This window comes from Vibrio jasicida 090810c, assembly GCF_002887615.1.
Lineage (GTDB): Bacteria > Pseudomonadota > Gammaproteobacteria > Enterobacterales > Vibrionaceae > Vibrio > Vibrio jasicida.
In genome coordinates, this window is record NZ_CP025793.1 from 1,982,276 (window position 1) to 1,999,586 (window position 17,311).

A 17,311-nucleotide genomic window follows, 5' to 3' on the forward strand; every position below is an offset into this window, starting at 1 on the left:
CTCCATGATGAAAAAAGGCGCAAAACTGGTCTTTGTTCTGGTGGCCAGCCTATTAACATGCTTTTCGGTTTTTGCCCAAAGCCTTCAAGCCAGTGTGAATAAAACCCAAGTCGCAAAGAATGAAGTCATCAATCTCCGCATTATGGCAGACACTGAGTTAAGTTCTGATGCCATAAATTTTGATACGCTAAAGAAAGATTTCTTCTTGGGGCAGCCTCGTTACGGCCGTTCAAGCAATAACATTAACGGCCATAAAACAGTCCGAACGGAATGGAGCATTTCGATCGCGCCGATGAAACAAGGCGTTGTGACCATACCAAGCTTCACAGCTGAAGGGATGAAGACTGAGCCAATTAAGCTGCGCGTCACAGAAAGCCAAGCAGAGCCAAACCTGGATGATTTATTCAGTTTTGACATGAGCGTGGATAACCACACTTTGTACCCACAACAGTCAGCAACGTTACGTATGCAGTTGGCCATCAAAGTAGATCCACGTCGTTTGGATAACCCACAAATCGTTCCGCCTAGCATTGATGGAATGAAGATTGAACCTGCTAGTGACATGAAACAAGGTCAGCGAATCATTGATGGCTTAGAAGTTACTGTCGTTGAACAAGCATTCCGTATTACCGCAGAAAAACCAGGAAGCTTTTCGTTAAACGGCCCTCAATTAACTGGCTCTTACATTTATGGTGACAGTTTAACGGGTTCGACAAAGATCATGCCGATCAAAACCAACGTTCAGCAAATGCCTATCACAGTCAAACCGATCCCGAAAGACTTTGAAGGCAACTGGCTACCAGCTTCAGCATTAGAAATGACTCAAAGCTGGGAAGATGAGCAAGGTAATCCTCTGTCTGCAAACGCGGTGAATAGCGTTAAACAAGGTTCATCTATTACCCGTACGATTCGTGTGAGAGCGCGAGGCACACAAGCAGAATACTTGCCACGTATTGGCATAATTTACCCAAGTACACTGCGTGTTTACCCAGAGCAACCTCAGTTCGAAACAGCTCGAGATGGCACCGTCACCATGACAATGAAGCAAGTGCTGATCCCAACGGAAGCTGGTGACCTTACCTTACCCAGTTACAAGCTAAATTGGTGGGATAGCAATCGTGATCAAGCAAGAGAATCAAAAATCGCTGAATTAAATCTTAAAGTCGAGAAAAGTGATACTGGACTGATAACCCTGCCAGAAAGTGTACTGCCAACACAACCAACACAAACGGCATCTCCAACCGCTCCACAAGGTGGCGTTGATACGATTTGGCAAACATTAACATTCGTCTTTGCGGTACTTTGGTTGGTTTCTTCCGCTATTGCCATTGGCTTATGGAGAAAACGCAAAACGCCACAATCAACAGAAGTGATGGTGAGTACTCATAACGCCTCCATTCGAGATATAGAGGATGTCATAAAGCAAGGTGACAGTATCAAGATTGAAAAAGCAGTTAACGACTACTTAAACACTCACTACGCTGATATCGAATCAGAGGCGGTGCAAGCAGTAAGAACTGAATTGAATGTAATGAATCAATCTCGATTTAGCTCCACTCAGCAACCATGGAAAAGTGATACTTTGCTGGCAATACTCAAACAACTCGGCAAAGACAAAACAACCAAAACCAGCCACCAGCTTGAGAAGCTTTAACGAACAATTAAGTGTTAGATAAAAATGGCAACTTATCTTCAAGCTGCCATTTTTGTTTTTAGTGCTAAGCAACACTCTGCTTCTCTATTTCAACCGCCCGAACACAGTTGCGACCACTGTTTTTAGCTCGGTATAAAGCCTTATCGGAGAGTTGATACAAATGATCGAAGTTAAAGTCTTTACCTTGTGTCAAGTAACAAGAATAACCAACAGAAACAGTAAGTAACTCACCTTCTGGATTATGGCAATGCTTAATCCCCTCCTCCTCAATACAACGACGGATGCATTCGGCTCTCAACCTGACCTCTTCTTGGTGTGACCCAATCATCAACAAAACAAACTCTTCCCCGCCAATTCGACAAAAGACTTCATCTTCATCTTTAGTATGGTGTTCAAGGATGTTACCAATTCGCATTAACGCGATATCACCTTCTAGATGTCCATAGTGGTTGTTGAACAAGCCGAAGTGGTCAATATCAATTAAGATCAATCCAAATGACATGACTTCATCATGCTCTACCGAGCAGTACTTCTGCATGACGTGCTCTAACATTCGTCGATTACCAAGGCGAGTCAAAGGATCGAGTTTAGACAATACTTCCAATTGTCGATTGGCTTCTTCCAGCTCTTTAGTCCGATTTTGTACTTCTAGCTCTAGGTTTTCATTAAGTTCGCGAATCGCCTCTTGTGCTTGTGTACGTTGCAGCACTTCAGCAAGGCTTGATGCAAACATCCGAATCACTTCACGAAGCTGGGAGGTAAGCGGCGCACGAGTTAATAGATTATCAACGGCGATAAAAGCAATAGGCCCACTGCTATTGGAAGTCAGCACTGTCATGGCCGCCCAGCCGAAGCCAACAATATTGCAATCGTGATAGATGGGAACCGACTCCTCAAACGCAACCTCATTCAGCATAGATCGGGCTAAATTAATCAAAGAGAAGTCCTGTGTCTCCCCAAAAAAATAAGATTCATCCACCACATTGCCTTGGATGTCGGTCCCCCACGTACCTTGCATATAAGAGCAATTTTCATCGGTCAAGAACACTGCCATACGGTCGATGCCCAAGTTTTTAATGGCAAAGGTCACTGCGGATTTGCACACATCACTGACCGTAGTACATCGAGAAAGCTCCACCATACTTGAGTGCAACATGCGCACATTTTGTTCTTGACGCTTACGGATATAAATTTGCGAGAAAAGTGAGCCAAAAGATTCCAGCATCTGCTTTTGATAAGCCGTCACGGGCTTACGATGAATAAAGTTATCCAGTGCGAACCAACCAAAAGGCTCATTACCATCTCGTAGGATTAACATCGCATTCCAGCCCTGCCCTACGACTTTACCGGCGGTATAAATCGGTGCATCTTCGACAATGACGAGATTACGCTCTGTACTCGACAGTGCTGCGATGTACTCTTCACTCAACTGGTGAAGATCATATTGAGTGTGAAACTCATCAATCGTGATGCCATCCTCATTAGTGCCATAGGTCCCACTAAAACTACGCTTTTTCATGTCCAACAGCATTAAAGTAGAACGGTCAAAACCTAAACGTTCACGCAAGGCTTCAACCGCTTTTAAATAGAGATCTTTAAGAGAGTCAGGATTAGAGATGTCCAACGCCACTTGCTGTACGAGCTTCATGTTTTCAATGAAGCGTTCTCGCTGGCTAAGTTCATCGACGTATTGGGCCTCTCGGACATCACGATGCTTCATTTCTTGCGATGCGCTTTTTTCTGCGCGAATACACTGCCAGCGAGCCGCGGCAAGTTGCATTGCATCGTAACTTTCTTCGTAGATATTGTGGGCGGAGCGAGCTTGGACGTTTTGAATCAGTAGGTAGGTACGTTTGATCGGCGTGTTATCGAGCATCATGATGTAACTTTCGCCGCCAAGGTCTTGGGTGTGGTTCCAATTACAGGTATTGATGGCCAGCGGAATAATACTTTCTGAAGTATCAAATTGGCTCGCCCAATCCCAGAATGCTTCAGGGTACTGACGGATTGGAGTCAAATCACCACGAGAAAACCTCACCGCCCCTGATGGATTGGTGAGCGGATCGTCAAAGATCGCTATCGCACTAGGGGAAAAGCGTTGTTCTAGATGCTCGAATATGGCTTCCGCCAATAATCTATGGTCTCTGGTAGAAGAGACCGTTCTTGTAAAACTTTTTAAACTCACCTGGCCAACCTAATCTACTTTTTTATTCTCGATAAAAAACTACTTAGGCCATGATATGCAATCAATGGAATCCAAGTTGAGCTGTTAAGTCTTTCGCAAAAATTTTGTACTTAATTTCACAATCGAGAACCTTTCAACATTTTTAGACAGGTGTTTCATCCGAATTACATACTGCAAAATTAGGCGCAAAAGTGAATCAACATGAACATTATTGGTATTGAGAAAATTCCACATACCCTAAACGAAAAAGGCCCCTCATCAAGAGGGGCAAGAGTACCATCGCTTATAGTTATTCATGTATATGCTGATAAATACGTTAATTAACCAAAGTCGCCGTTTACATAGCCTTGAGTACGGTCGTCTTTCGGGTCACTGAAGATCACTTGTGTGTCATCGTGCTCGACCAACTCACCCATTAGGAAGAACGCAGTGCGGTCAGAAATACGACGCGCCTGTTGCATTGAGTGAGTCACGATAACGATGGTGTAGTTCTTCTTCAGCTCTTCCATCAATTCTTCGATTTTGTGTGTTGCAATTGGGTCAAGTGCCGATGTTGGTTCATCCATTAGGATCACATCAGGTTCCATCGCGATTGTACGAGCGATACATAGACGTTGCTGCTGACCACCAGATAATCCAAATGCATGTGACTTAAGACGGTCTTTCACTTCGTCCCAAAGTGCTGCACCACGAAGTGAGCTCTCAACCACTTCATCAATGTGTTTTTTATCTTTAATGCCTTGAGCACGAAGACCGTATGCCACGTTCTCGTAAATGCTCATTGGGAATGGGTTTGGCTTTTGGAATACCATCCCCACTTTGATGCGAAGATCAGCGACATCGATGTTGCCGTAAATGTCTTCACCATCCATGGACAGTTTGCCAGTGATCTTAACGCCTTCGATAAGATCGTTCATGCGGTTCAAACAACGTAATAGTGTAGATTTACCACAACCAGAAGGACCGATTAGTGCGGTTACTTGACGTACTGGAATAGGCAGGTTGATTGATTTCAGTGCTTGGTTATCACCGTAAAACAGGTCTAGGTTTTCAATATCGAACTTGTTCATTTTCTTAATCTCTTAAATCTTGAATTCGTGTCTTTTAACGTGCGTTCTTAATTTGTGTTGTTAGTAAGTTGCTGTGTTAAAACGTCGTGCAATCAGTTTTGTAACCATGTTGATCAGTAGAACAACAACAATCAGAACTGTCGCGGTACCGTAAGCCTGATTCCATTCCTCAATGGTAAACAGTTCGGTAGTCAGTTTGTATAGGTGAACGGTTAGTGTACGGCCTGAATCCAATAAAGAATCCGGAATACGAGCAACCATACCTGCTGTCAGGAAAACTGGAGCAGATTCACCAATGACACGACCAATACTTAGAATGACCGAGGTTAAGATACCTGGCATTGCGCTCGGCAGAATCAAGCGCCAGATAGTGTAAATTTTCGATGCGCCAAGACCATAAGAGCCTTCGCGGTACGTTTGCGGTACTGCCATCAATGCTTCTTCCGTGGTACGGATGATCACTGGCAGGATAAGAATACTTAGCGTTAGAGCACCCGATAGAATCGAGAAGCCAAGGCCAAGAATCGCTACGAAGAAAGTCATACCAAATAGACCGAAGATGATCGACGGAATACCCGCCAATGACTCGGTACAGAATCGGATGATTTTCACTAAACGGCTACCTACTTTTGCATATTCGGTTAAGTAAATTGCCGTCATGATACCGAGTGGCGCTGCCACTGCGATAGATGCGATAACCATGTAGATAGTCGACACAATCATCGGGAAGATGCCGTGCTCGTCCCCTGTGCGCGTATAGTCATCAGTAATGAAGTTCCAATCTACGTGTTGTAGACCGTTAGATAGGATGTACCAGATAATCCAGAACAAAAAGCCTACCGTTAATGCTGCCGAGACCCAGACAAATGCGCTTAATACATTATCTTTGAACTGGCGTGCCTGTTTTAATTTTGCGCGATCCATAATAGTCACCTTTAACGAGCGATTACTTCGCTTTTTCTCGGTTTAGGTAAAGTAGTACAGCGTTCAACGACATGATGAAGACCAGTAGTACCACACCTGTAGCGTATAGAGCGTTCGCGTGAACACCACTTGCGTAAGACATTTCAATAGCGATGTTTGCGGTTAGCGTACGAGCCGAATCAAGGATGCCTTCTGGCATTGCCGGCGCGTTACCCATAACCATGATGATCGCCATAGTCTCACCCAACGCACGACCAATACCCAGAATCACACCTGTCATGATGCCTGAGCGAGCCGCTGGAACGAGCAATTTAAATATGGTGTAGATTTTAGAAGCGCCAAGAGCCAAAGAGCCTTCTTTGTAAGTGCGAGGGACTGCACGAATAGACGTTTCAGAAACCGTGATGACAGTAGGAAGAATCATCACACCCAGTACAATGATACCTGCCAAAATAGTATTACCCGCTGGTACATCAAATACGTTTTGGATAAGCGGCACGATAATAACCAAGCCGAAGAAGCCGTAAACCACCGAAGGAATACCGGCAAGGAGCTCAACCGCTGGGCGGATAACATCAGCCAAACGTTTCGGTGCAATTTCTGCGATAAAGACCGCAGTCAACACGCCGATTGGCACACCAACTAATACTGCACCAGCTGTCGAAACGATAGAAGCAACAATCATAGTTGCGACACCGTAAAGTGCTGGTGGCAGCCAGTTTTGGCCGAGTACGATGCCTGATACGCCAACTTCTTGGAAGGCTGGAATACTTTCTCGAACGATGAAGTATGCGATTACTGCTAATGAAACGATGCCGATAACAGCACTCGTTAAAAACAAGCCGTGGAAGATACGCTCTCTCCAGTCAACGCGGCGTTTCTCGCGTAGGCCTGGCTTGCTGATCGCTTTAGCGTCAGTAGTCATAAGCTTTTCACTATTTGTTGCGATGGTCATAAAAATCTCACGGTTCTAGGCAATGCCCTTGAACACAATGGATAGAAAAGGCTCAGCCCGAAATGGTGGGCTGAGCAAACTTTAGAGTCCCGATGGGATTAGTTAACTGAGATGTAACCTTTTTGGTCAACTAGCGCTTGCGCTTCATCAGTTAGCATCCAGTCTAGGAATTTTTGAGTTTCAGCTGATGGCTTGCCTTCTTTGTAAAGAACAAGGAACGGACGAGCAACTTTGTAAGAACCGTTTTTCACGTTGTCTACTGAAGCTTGAATACCGTCAATTGGAAGTGCACTTACAGAGCCATCAACTGTACCAAGAGAGATGTAGCCGATAGCGTATGGGTTAGAAGCAACCATCGTCTTCAGTGCGCCGTTACCGTTAGCAACTTGAGCACGTTGAGAGATTGCCGATACTTTCTTACCAGAAATTTTCATTTTTAGAGACATGATGTCTTCGAACGCGCCACGAGTACCAGAAGCTGTGTCGCGAGTGATTGCTACGATTGGCTTGTCTGCACCGCCAACGTCTTTCCAGTTTGTTACTTCACCTTTGTAGATTGCAGTAACTTGGTCCGCAGTAAGACCCGATAGTTTGTTTTGTGGGTTTACAACAACTGCGATACCGTCAAGAGCAACTGTCTCTTCTTTTAGAGCCGGCTCTTTTTCAGAATCTTTTAGGTTACGAGAAGACATACCTAGGTCAGCAGAACCGTTTTTCGCTGCTTTAACACCCGCAGATGAACCAGGGCCTTGAACTTCAACAAATACGTTCGGGTTTGTCTTCATGTATGTTTCAGAGAAAACTTCCATCAGTGGAGTTACGCTGCTAGAACCCACTGCAGAGATAGTTTCTTTAGCAGAAACAGGAGTCACTGCCATTGCGCCTAGAAGTGCGATTGCACCGATTACTGTCTTTTTCATCACAATTTCCTTTAAGTGGCCTTATTGCCGTTGTGTTTCACTTGAACGATGCTCACTTTAGAATCCAAATATGACAGTTGTGTTTCACTTAGTTGAAAGCTCTATGACACGTTGTCATTTCTGCTTAATAAAACAGCAATCAAACTTTATTTCCTTTCGAGCTCAAAATATATTGCTTCTATTTGGTTATAACAAAATGCCAACTACATCGCTTTTAATATATTTCATAACAAATAAACATCGTTAAATGATTGATATATCAAGCCTAATAATTAGAATCGGGTTGCTTTATTTACAAAAATGATAATAGTTCCAATCTTTAGAGGGTCAATCATGCGTCAATTACTGAGTACGCTGTCTATTAAGTCACAGGTTTTCGTACCCGTATTATTCACTGTCATACTTCTCGTCATTGGGTTGAGTATCGGCATCGGAAAGTTAGAGCAGGCATTCGGCAAGGTCACGGTCTCAACCAATAGCCTTATCGTGCATAAAGAAGAACTCAGCTCTATCGTCGACAACACTTATGCCATGCGCATTAAGGCAATCTACAGCCTGTTCAGAGCAGAAGATGTCCAAACACTGAACCAAGAGTTACAACATCGTCAGGCAACCAACCGTGAGTTTTTAAGCTCCATCGACCAAATTGAAGGCATCCAAGCAGAAGTCAACGCCATGCGCGATGCGATGAACCACTATGTGGATTTCACTCGAATCACCATGACGCCGCTACTGAACACTAAACATTCATCCAACAACGTGTCCTTAGATTTCGAGAGAGAATATGAAACAGCAATGGGTCAATACCGCTTAGCAGGTGAAGCAATGATTGGCGCCATTGACAACTTGTCTAAGAAGCTCAATCAAATCGTGACAGACGAAGTCACAGAAAATGGTGCACTGCACTCAGATACCATCACTTACAGCACCATTTCTCTTGTTATTATTTTGTCTATCGCCTCTTTGATCAGTTGGTTGTTAGCAAGCTACATCGTAGCGCCTATTCGTAACCTACAAGAAACCATGCGCGAAGTAGCAAAAGGCAACTTATTAGTAGAAGCTGAAGAAACAGGTAAAAATGAGGTGTCGCAACTGGCACAAGACGTAAACCAAACCATCCACCAACTCCGCGGTACCGTCGACTCACTGGTTCGAATCAGTGAAGACGTCGCCTCGGCTTCGACTGAACTGGCAACAGTAATGACACAAAGCAGTGCCAACTCAGACCAAGAGAAACAAGAAGTAGAACAAGTAGCTTCTGCAATTAACCAGCTTGAATCTACTGCTGCGGAAGTTTCAACCAATGCACAGCAAGCCGACAGCGCATCTAACGAAGCCACAAAACTAACGTCACAGAGCCTAAGCATGTTTGAAGAAAGCACACGTGCGAGTGCGAAAATGGCCGACCAACTGAACGAAGCCGCAAACGTGGTCACGTCACTAAAAGATCAGTCCGAACAGATTGGTAAAGTGATTGAAGTTATTGAGAGCATCTCTGAGCAAACCAACCTACTTGCATTGAATGCGGCGATTGAAGCGGCACGAGCAGGGGAAAGTGGTCGAGGCTTTGCTGTGGTTGCTGACGAAGTACGTATGTTGGCAGCAAGAACTCAAGAATCGACCAAAGAAATTCAAACCATTATTGAAGAACTTCAGCAACAGTCTGGTCACGCAAACGAAAGCATGCATTCAAGTTTAGCCATGTTAGAAGACAACCAATCGCTTGCTACCGAAGTAAGTCGTTCGCTTAGCGACATCAATAATGCAATTTCCGATTTGAATGCTATCAACACACAAGTAGCGACCGCTTCAGAGGAACAAAAACAAGTAACCTCAGATATCAACAATAACTTGAGCACCATCTATGAGTTGGTGAGCCAGAACGTAACCGGTATTACTCAATCCGCAGCTGCCGCGCAAGAACTGTCTGGGTTAGCGGAGAACCAAAAGCATCAGCTTAAGCAGTTCCAAATCTAAGCCTTACAATGCCTTGTGATCCCAGCACGGTGAGTGAAAAGGTTAGATAATAAAAAGCTCCGCACTGGCGGAGCTTTTTATTTAATATGATTCACTGAATGGCTTATCGGATTCTTCACCGTATCCATCATAGAGAATAACAGCGGTTCCTTTTCCGGTCTTACTCCAAGGAGGTGGCACAACCCAGCCATGAGGATCGGCATTTTCTTTAATACTACAGTCATACCCTCGCTTAGGGTTGCAGAGCTTGACATAGGCTAATACAACCCGCTTACCGTCAACATATACTTCCATTGCTCCACGGCCTAACTCATCCTCATTGAAATAGTTATCCATTATCTCAATTTTCTTGGCGGCAAGATCGCTGTCTATCGTATCTTTAATATAAAACCATTTGTCTTTAATATAGTTTTCTTCAAAGTTTCCCCAAGCAGGCTTCCAACGCTGACGCCATTTTTCTTCCCATTCGCCGCCAGTATCCCAACCTTGTGACCATTCCCCTTCAATGCCATTTGGTACACTTAATTGAATACCAGATCGCGCACAACAACCAGATACAGCCCCCGCTATAAATCCCGAACCTTTGCCGCGAACATCCGTGACAAGCATTTTCGAAATCCAATGCGGTTTTCCTAATGTTCCCGCACCGCCAGAAGTCGCCACAATGTCCGGCTGAGCTATAGAGCAAGCTGACAGAAACAACATAAGCCCTGTGATTATTTTACCCTTCATTTTCATACACCACTCGTTTTAATTCGTTTCCTTCTCTGGTCACAGCATTGACTAATTTTTCATAAGCAGAATCATAACCAACGTTAATTAACGCATCATGAGGTCGGTGTATCCACATTGAACCATATTGATGAATTTCACTATACCAATGGGACCGTGTCACTTCCCCTAGAGGCTGCGCAAGTAACTTCTGGTTTAACTCGACCAATTTGGAATCAATCCCCTTTAAAGCGGTAAAATCTTGAGGAAGGATGTAATTACGCTCCAGCCAAGAAATTCCTATCTGTTCGCCTTGTTGTTTCATTCGTTCGAGTGCAAGCGCTGATAGCCCGTTACTGACTGGCTGTAGCTCATAGTAATACAGCATATCGCGGTCTAACTTCACCTCACCGTATAAACCTTTCTGTTTACAGATTACGGACCATCGCTCTTGTTCTTGCTTGCGAATTGCGATTCGTTTTTGTGTACCAAGATCAGAGCGAGCATTGTCATAAGGTCGCACTTGGCCAGCGATTGATTCAGTATTTATGAGCTGACGGTTAAATGTCGAAGACAGAGGCATACCGTAACGGTCAGGTAAACCTTGCTTGTCATACTGCTCTTTCGATGGGTAACCACCACCAATATCAGAATGGCTACCCGCAAATTCTTCTTCGAAGAAATGTGCAGGGTTGACGCCATTTTGTTTAACTGAAGTCAAAGGAAAGTTTTTGCGAAACTCATGTTGTGCCGTGATTTGAAATACCCGCTCGGCACAATTCATATCGAGATCCAGTTCAAAGTTCCCCTCATCCTCATTACCCGCCATATAGAACGAACCAACCGTATCAAATAGGCCTAAGAATCGTACTGTACTTGTACGAACTTCGTCAGGGTAATACCCCTGATTATTATCATATTGCTCAATAGATGCTTTACCGAGCAAGTTGGGGTGAACGCTGCCAAACATCTCACCGTCTCTTGGTTTGGCTACGTCTGGTAATCCATCTTTAAGTGCATTAACAAAGTGACGTGCCAACGCTGCGCCACGGCTAAACCCAAAGACATCAAATTCAATATGAGTGATGCTCTCGAATTCTCCATTTAGTTCTAACGTATCCGTGATTCTTGCATACTCATCAGCCCACTTTTGCCATTTATAGAACGCGCCTGTTCTTGAACTGGTGTAATCTGCAATGAGATTCGGTAAAGAAATCTCCCACAATAATGAATCACTGACATTGTTAACGTCTACACCAAAGGCTTGCGCAGCATTTGATTCATCATCACCATCATCAATCGTTTTTGGGGTTTGCCACGCACCATCAACTGTCCCCACACCGGATATGTAGATTTTTTCGTGTTCTTCATCTATCGGATACGCCTCAAATAATCGTGCCACATTGGTCCGCGATTTCACGCCGCGCTGTTCTTTGTACGCATCGTTTAAGTTGTTCTGTCCCGTACCATCAAAGAACACACCAATGCGCAGCACCTTCTCAATCGCTTGCTTAACGTTCATTACCGGAGTATTCACTAACGATTTTGATTGCGGGTAAATGTGTTTAACGGTCGGGGACAACTTCGGATCATTATGTTCTTTACTGACGCTACCAAACGGGCACGCTTTCCCCACCTCGACGGTCGTTATTGAACCTTCCTCTGTCGGTTGCCTTACTGCATCAACCAGCAAGCACGGGTCGATCAGTGTGGCGTTCTTGTCTAACCATGATTGATTAACTTCACCTAAACCGTCAGTGGTTAATCTTGCGCGAGTGTAGTAGATATATTGCGTTGGAGGCGCAGCCCCTTCGATAGATACCGGAACAGTGATCGATGTATAAACCTTATCGCTCACGTAGTCGTCGCTGATAATGTCATATGTCGAGCGGGTGACACGCCAAGCCCAGCGCCCCTCCCCTAAAATATCCATTTCATAGACTAGCTTCCCATCCACAAAGTAATACAAATAACCATGTGTTGGATAACCTAACTGTCCATCCACATCTACGGCTGGGATGAACGGTACAAATTCGGCATTAATATGTTTTTCGTCAGTTTCTTGTGGGTTGATCTTGAACGGCTCACTCATACCAACCATCGAAAAAAGTTCGTGAACTAGAGATTTTTCCTCCTGCTCATTACAGGAACAAACTAAATTGACGTGCCGATATGGCTCATTGATTTCTTCTTTACTCCAAGCAGTAATTTCTTCTTCGTTACTGGTTTTGCTAAGCGAAAACACGCCCGTTTGTAATTGTTCCAAATCTACTTTGGGTGCATGTATCTTAATGCGACACTCAAACTCAGCGTCCTTGCTTTCGTCGTCGCTCATAAGTGGCATCGGCGTCAGTGCTGTTGTGTCTTGCACTGGCGCATAGCCTCCACCTAACTTATTAGGCTTAGGTACATTGTATTTCAAAGCAACTTCCTATCCTTTAGGGTAAAAGGTCAGTCTAGCAACGCACCCAATATGAAGCTCTAGGCATAATAACGGTTTACATATCCTTTCTATCTGAATTAGAAAAAATGAGAACATCAGCACATACAAAAAGCTCCGCACTGGCGGAGCTTTTTAATATCTGGATTAGAGAAAATCCAACGGTGTGATTATTCTTCGTCAGTGACCAGCAGAACAGAGAAAGTGTTCGTTGGCTCTAGTGGGTTCCAGTTGTAAATCTCACCATTCACTGAATCAAACACAATAACGTTTGAACCATCACCGTTCGGAGTATTACTCCATATGTAACCTGCGTAGTCACCCACCTCTAGCGTGTAGCCACTTGCGAATGCAGTGCCGTTCATCGCAGGGCTGTGGCAAGCACGCTCCGTCAACGCGACCAACTCCTTAATGTTTGGTAAGCGCCAATTCTTTTTGCCCGCAAAGTCATGTAAAGCATGATTACCTGATTCATTGCGGATTTGCTCAGCGGTTGATAGCGCTAACTGCCATGACATCTTAGTCGCAGCGCCATCACAGGCTTCATTTGCCGCATTCCACGTTGAGCCAACAGGGCAACGCATCCACGTTAGGCCCGTTTTTAAATCCGTGACCGTCCCAACATCAGAGTAAGTGTAACGAGAGTTAGGCGCTGTTTTTCCAAAATCCGTTGAACATTCTTGTGCCGCCATGGCTGCTTGAGAAGCCAAGACAAGAGATAGCGCGGTGATTAGTTTCTTCATCTTATTGGCCCTTTACTGCTACTAGACGGATTGGAAATTGGTATGAGTCATCGGCGTCTGCACTTGTGTTGCTTGAGCGAATATCGACGAGTGAAATAGTGCCTCTATCTACGCCCCGAGAGATAATAGCAGGGAAATAAACCTCTGCATCAACGAGCTGTGGTGATGTATTCACAAACGTAAAGTCGCTATGCCAAAACGCACCATACTCTAAATAAGGACTGCCTATCGTTTGCTGTGGGAAGTATTTAACATTAAATCCATACACGTTGTGTGGCGCATATTCCTCGTTCGGAGCGAACAGTGTTTGTTCACCAAAATCTAATAAGTCATACGTTTCACGGTAAGTAGGCAAGCGCCAACCATTGATTCCACATAACGATTGTTTGTTTATGTACTCAACATATTGGCTAGTGGTACAAACTTCATCACCAGCGTCTTTACAACCTGCAAGCTCTACATCTTTGCTAAATGGCTTAAATGTTTCAGATTCAAACGCAAATAGGCGGTCTTTAAATTGAACCGAGCTCGCATCCGCACTCTTGTTTTCCCAAACAAGACCAGTACGCTCGTCCATAGTACAAGCCCACTCAGTCGCATCTGCAGCTAAAGCAGCACCTTGTGCATCTAGCTTAACGAACTTAAAGCCAGCGCCTGTCGACGTTTGCTTGTCCTCTTTGTCGAAGCCGTATTCCGCATCTTGACCAGGGTAAGCAGCTTGAACCTCAGCAACGTCTGCTGCGCCATCAGCAAAATGAAGAACGGCACCCGTATCGTTGCTGCCAACCGTTTGTTCAGCAACCGCTGCAATTTCTTCAGCAAATGCACTCACTTCCGCTTCAGACAGAAGATCAGAGGCCAACGATTTACCTTGGAAGCTAAGGCTTTGAGCAAGCAACGCTACGCCTTTGGTCATTTGTTGTGGTTGCATCGCAGCTAATAGCGCAACCGTGTTTTGCTCTAGCTTGTCTAGCTCGCCGGCTTCTGCGTTAGACATTACCGTACCAGACAAAGAAACGCCGGCATCGGTGAGTTGCGCTTTCACAATCTCTTCAGCTTGAGCAACGGTTTTACCGTCAACCACAAGACCTGCGAGCAGCGTTGTTACACCATTGACCGTGTTACCCGTTGCTAAATTTTGACCCGGAGCCGCAAGACGCAACGTTTGGTTTGAACCTTGATCAACTTGAGCAAGAATGGTGCTGGTTAGTACGTTTTTATCGCTTGAAGTCAGGCTAAATTTACCAGCATTATCCGTTTTAGCACTCGGTTCAGTAGTATCACAAACGTAGTTTTGGTTTAAATCGATGCACACTGGCGTATCAAGAAGTGTACCTGCAGAAACGATGGTGCCAGCTACATCATAGGTCGGTGCCGACGTGTCACCACCAGAACCACCGCCACAGCCAGCTAGGGCTAGTGACATAGCAACGAAAGAATATTGAAACTTCATAGATTTTATCTTCTTTTGATTTTAATTAACGAGAGCGAATCACTCTCACCATTGAAAGCAGGAAAAGTCCTAACAAGGTCCAAGGCGAGCCACTGCCACCTGAACCACCACCACTGCTTTCTTTAGTGGTATCAGCATTACACTGATACTGAGCAAAGTGACTCACACCCCACTCTTTCAACACCCCAGAGTTCCCTGACACACGGTCAGACACTTCGAGACGCCAAGTACCCCAACTCGGTTGACCGACAAGTGCTTGTAACTCATCGTCATACTGAGCTGTGAAGTAACCTTTAAATCCATTGGTATTGCTTGATTGATGACTAAGTAGCACGACCGATTTGCCTTGTGGAGACACAAGCGTCACTTGCAGATCCTGCAGTGAGTCATGTTCGATGTTCAGGTAAACCGCAAACGAATCATCAATCGTGAGTGACTTGTCCGATAGCGTCTGAGAGAACAGTCTGTCGCCCTGCTCTGGCAAAGCGGAATTCACTGATTGAGGCTGGATATCAAGCTCTGGCGTACCATTAACCAGCATCACCTTTTCACTCCACTGGTGAGTCTTTAAGCCTTCTGCAAATTGGTAATCCAATGAAATAGAAGAATCGAACTGCGTGCCACACGTCAGACCGCTTGGTAACGCCACCTTCATTGAGGTCGAATCAGAAAGCGTTTCATCAAAGTCGAAAACGGATGCGTTGTTTAGCTGCCATTGCCCTTTGATGCTCGCTTCGCGGCCAGTTTGGCTCAGGCTCACACCAACGTCTTGACCTTGTGCGATGTATCGAGCGTCATAGCGAACGCGAAGAGGCGCTTTAAGTAAGTTGTGTTTGTTGAAGCTGTCCGTCAGGAATTGGGCGTAATCTTTATTTGGGAACAAGGTGTTTGCGGCATACACGGTCGATTCCGCAAGATCATGCATTTTCACGCCACGACCAATGCCATACATGCCTTCAAGAACAATGGCGTCAAACTCACGGAACACGTTATCGGTATCATCACCGTATCGCTCAACCGATGCTTTAAGTGCTTGGAACAGTGGCGTTGACCATAGCTCGTCGCCTAGTTCACCGCCCACACTAACGTGCGCTGGATACTCTGAGCCCTCGAAGTAACGCGCTCTTTGGTTCCATAAGCTACGAGTTGTTTTGCGTGTTCCGAACACACCGTCCCAGTTGAACACCGTATCTAACTCGAATTCTTGACCACGACGCGAAGCATCCAAATATTGAGTGCGGTAGCTCGCGCTGCCCGCCCAGTAATCAGCAAAACCTTCTGCGATAGCACCAGTGTGACCGTACGCCCAATCCGGTACGATTTGGTAATGAATGCCATGCCCAAGTTCGTGTATCACTACATCAGCATCGACTGCATCCGGAGAAACACCACCGACACCCAGCATGAGTGCTTTCGGACCGTAATAGTAAGTGGAGTTATCTTTTGACAAACCGCGGGCATCAAAACGAAGCGGTTCGTCAAACAAGTCGTAAGTTAGGCTTGTCAGATATTGGATCGAACTATCAAGGTGATAAAAAGCCATCAGCTGCGGGAACGCATTGTCACCAAATTCGGTGCTTTGCATCTCATCAACACTGTCAAATGCTTGAACCCCTTCTGCGCTGAGAAAGTCCAACGTATCGAGTACAGGCGCTTCACCAGGTGCTGGGGCTGCAAATAAGCCCGTCGCATCCACTTGCTTTAATCTTGGGTTAGAAAGATAGAACTTACCGCCGGACTTTAAAACCTCAATCGACTTGGTTACGTACTCGATCGGCTGAGGGTAATCGGACAATGCTGACCACGTCGATTCTGGTGCCGCTTGTTGTTGCATGGTGCGAAGATCTGGGTTGAACAACGAAACCTCAACATCAACCAGACTTCCAGAGCTCAAAGCAGGTGGCTCTTGTGCTTGCAGTTGGCGAGGTGATTCCAATTCCATTGCAACCGTTGGTTTGCCGTTACGAATGATCGTATCTTCAAGGCTCTTAAACACTCGCACAACGTGATGATTTTTATCGGTTGTTACTACGAGGGTGCGCTGTGCTTGATATTCACCGTTTACCCAAACATCAAAATTGTAATGCTCACCAAGCTGAGACTGGGTTTTGTAACGGAACTTAAACTCGCCCGCTTCTGAGTAGTGGCTGTCTAGATAAGTTTTCGCTTGCGCTTCATTCATTACCGCAGAATCCGTTTCGGGATAATCCCACTCAGCAGACTCCACCGCAGGGGTACATGCAATAAGCAGTGAAAACGCCAATGGTTTTAGCTTCATG

General features: G+C 45.1%; 12 protein-coding genes. 2 read left to right on the forward strand and 10 right to left on the reverse strand.

Annotated features, from left to right (window positions below):
- Positions 1-4 precede the first annotated feature (4 nt).
- The gene (locus C1S73_RS26300; RefSeq protein WP_038873318.1) at positions 5-1,654 is read left to right on the forward strand and encodes a BatD family protein; all 1,650 of its coding nucleotides are present in this window, start codon (positions 5-7) and stop codon (positions 1,652-1,654) included.
- Positions 1,655-1,718: 64 nt separating this feature from the next.
- Here C1S73_RS26300 and C1S73_RS26305 read toward each other — a convergent pair whose 3' ends face one another.
- The 5 genes from C1S73_RS26305 to C1S73_RS26325 all read right to left on the reverse strand — a co-directional run bounded on the left by C1S73_RS26305 (position 1,719) and on the right by C1S73_RS26325 (position 7,708).
- On the reverse strand, positions 1,719-3,785 hold the full coding sequence (locus C1S73_RS26305; RefSeq protein ID WP_038873316.1) for a sensor domain-containing diguanylate cyclase: 2,067 nt from the start codon (positions 3,783-3,785) through the stop codon (positions 1,719-1,721).
- 374 nt (positions 3,786-4,159) lie between these two features.
- Complete coding sequence (gene pstB, locus C1S73_RS26310) at positions 4,160-4,909, reverse strand: phosphate ABC transporter ATP-binding protein PstB (protein WP_038873314.1); 750 nt, start codon at positions 4,907-4,909, stop codon at positions 4,160-4,162.
- Between the two features lie 60 nt (positions 4,910-4,969).
- Complete coding sequence (gene pstA, locus C1S73_RS26315) at positions 4,970-5,833, reverse strand: phosphate ABC transporter permease PstA (protein ID WP_038873313.1); 864 nt, start codon at positions 5,831-5,833, stop codon at positions 4,970-4,972.
- A gap of 22 nt (positions 5,834-5,855) precedes the next feature.
- Positions 5,856-6,788, reverse strand: coding sequence for a phosphate ABC transporter permease subunit PstC (gene pstC / locus C1S73_RS26320; protein ID WP_038873310.1), 933 nt, complete (start codon positions 6,786-6,788; stop codon positions 5,856-5,858).
- A 98-nt stretch (positions 6,789-6,886) separates the two neighbouring features.
- Positions 6,887-7,708 (reverse strand): phosphate ABC transporter substrate-binding protein, encoded by an 822-nt coding sequence (locus tag C1S73_RS26325; RefSeq protein WP_038873307.1) that lies wholly within the window; start codon positions 7,706-7,708, stop codon positions 6,887-6,889.
- Positions 7,709-8,041: 333 nt separating this feature from the next.
- On the opposite strand from C1S73_RS26325, the gene C1S73_RS26330 reads away from it, so the two are divergent.
- Positions 8,042-9,685 (forward strand): methyl-accepting chemotaxis protein, encoded by a 1,644-nt coding sequence (locus C1S73_RS26330; protein WP_038873305.1) that lies wholly within the window; start codon positions 8,042-8,044, stop codon positions 9,683-9,685.
- An 81-nt stretch (positions 9,686-9,766) separates the two neighbouring features.
- Here C1S73_RS26330 and C1S73_RS26335 read toward each other — a convergent pair whose 3' ends face one another.
- From C1S73_RS26335 to C1S73_RS26355, 5 genes are all read right to left on the reverse strand, one after another.
- Positions 9,767-10,423, reverse strand: a complete 657-nt coding sequence (locus C1S73_RS26335; RefSeq protein ID WP_038873301.1) for a hypothetical protein — start codon at positions 10,421-10,423, stop codon at positions 9,767-9,769.
- Positions 10,407-12,818 (reverse strand): DUF2235 domain-containing protein, encoded by a 2,412-nt coding sequence (locus C1S73_RS26340; protein WP_038873298.1) that lies wholly within the window; start codon positions 12,816-12,818, stop codon positions 10,407-10,409. Before C1S73_RS26340 ends, C1S73_RS26335 begins: the two co-directional genes overlap by 17 nt.
- A gap of 188 nt (positions 12,819-13,006) precedes the next feature.
- Positions 13,007-13,579, reverse strand: a complete 573-nt coding sequence (locus C1S73_RS26345; protein ID WP_038873295.1) for an Lcl C-terminal domain-containing protein — start codon at positions 13,577-13,579, stop codon at positions 13,007-13,009.
- 1 nt (position 13,580) lies between these two features.
- Positions 13,581-15,032, reverse strand: coding sequence for an Lcl domain-containing protein (locus C1S73_RS26350; protein ID WP_038873293.1), 1,452 nt, complete (start codon positions 15,030-15,032; stop codon positions 13,581-13,583).
- A gap of 25 nt (positions 15,033-15,057) precedes the next feature.
- Positions 15,058-17,310 (reverse strand): proprotein convertase P-domain-containing protein, encoded by a 2,253-nt coding sequence (locus C1S73_RS26355; protein ID WP_038873290.1) that lies wholly within the window; start codon positions 17,308-17,310, stop codon positions 15,058-15,060.
- Position 17,311 lies beyond the last annotated feature (1 nt).

Excerpts from the sequence above, each read along its gene's own strand:
- C1S73_RS26350 (WP_038873293.1), bottom strand. The coding sequence starts at position 15,032 with ATGAAGTTTCAATATTCTTTCGTTGCTATGTCACTAGCCCTAGCTGGC.
- pstC (WP_038873310.1), bottom strand. The coding sequence starts at position 6,788 with ATGACCATCGCAACAAATAGTGAAAAGCTTATGACTACTGACGCTAAA.
- C1S73_RS26335 (WP_038873301.1), bottom strand. The coding sequence starts at position 10,423 with ATGAAAATGAAGGGTAAAATAATCACAGGGCTTATGTTGTTTCTGTCA.
- pstA (WP_038873313.1), bottom strand. The coding sequence starts at position 5,833 with ATGGATCGCGCAAAATTAAAACAGGCACGCCAGTTCAAAGATAATGTA.
- C1S73_RS26300 (WP_038873318.1), top strand. The coding sequence starts at position 5 with ATGATGAAAAAAGGCGCAAAACTGGTCTTTGTTCTGGTGGCCAGCCTA.
- C1S73_RS26345 (WP_038873295.1), bottom strand. The coding sequence starts at position 13,579 with ATGAAGAAACTAATCACCGCGCTATCTCTTGTCTTGGCTTCTCAAGCA.
- C1S73_RS26330 (WP_038873305.1), top strand. The coding sequence starts at position 8,042 with ATGCGTCAATTACTGAGTACGCTGTCTATTAAGTCACAGGTTTTCGTA.
- C1S73_RS26355 (WP_038873290.1), bottom strand. The coding sequence starts at position 17,310 with ATGAAGCTAAAACCATTGGCGTTTTCACTGCTTATTGCATGTACCCCT.
- pstB (WP_038873314.1), bottom strand. The coding sequence starts at position 4,909 with ATGAACAAGTTCGATATTGAAAACCTAGACCTGTTTTACGGTGATAAC.
- C1S73_RS26325 (WP_038873307.1), bottom strand. The coding sequence starts at position 7,708 with ATGAAAAAGACAGTAATCGGTGCAATCGCACTTCTAGGCGCAATGGCA.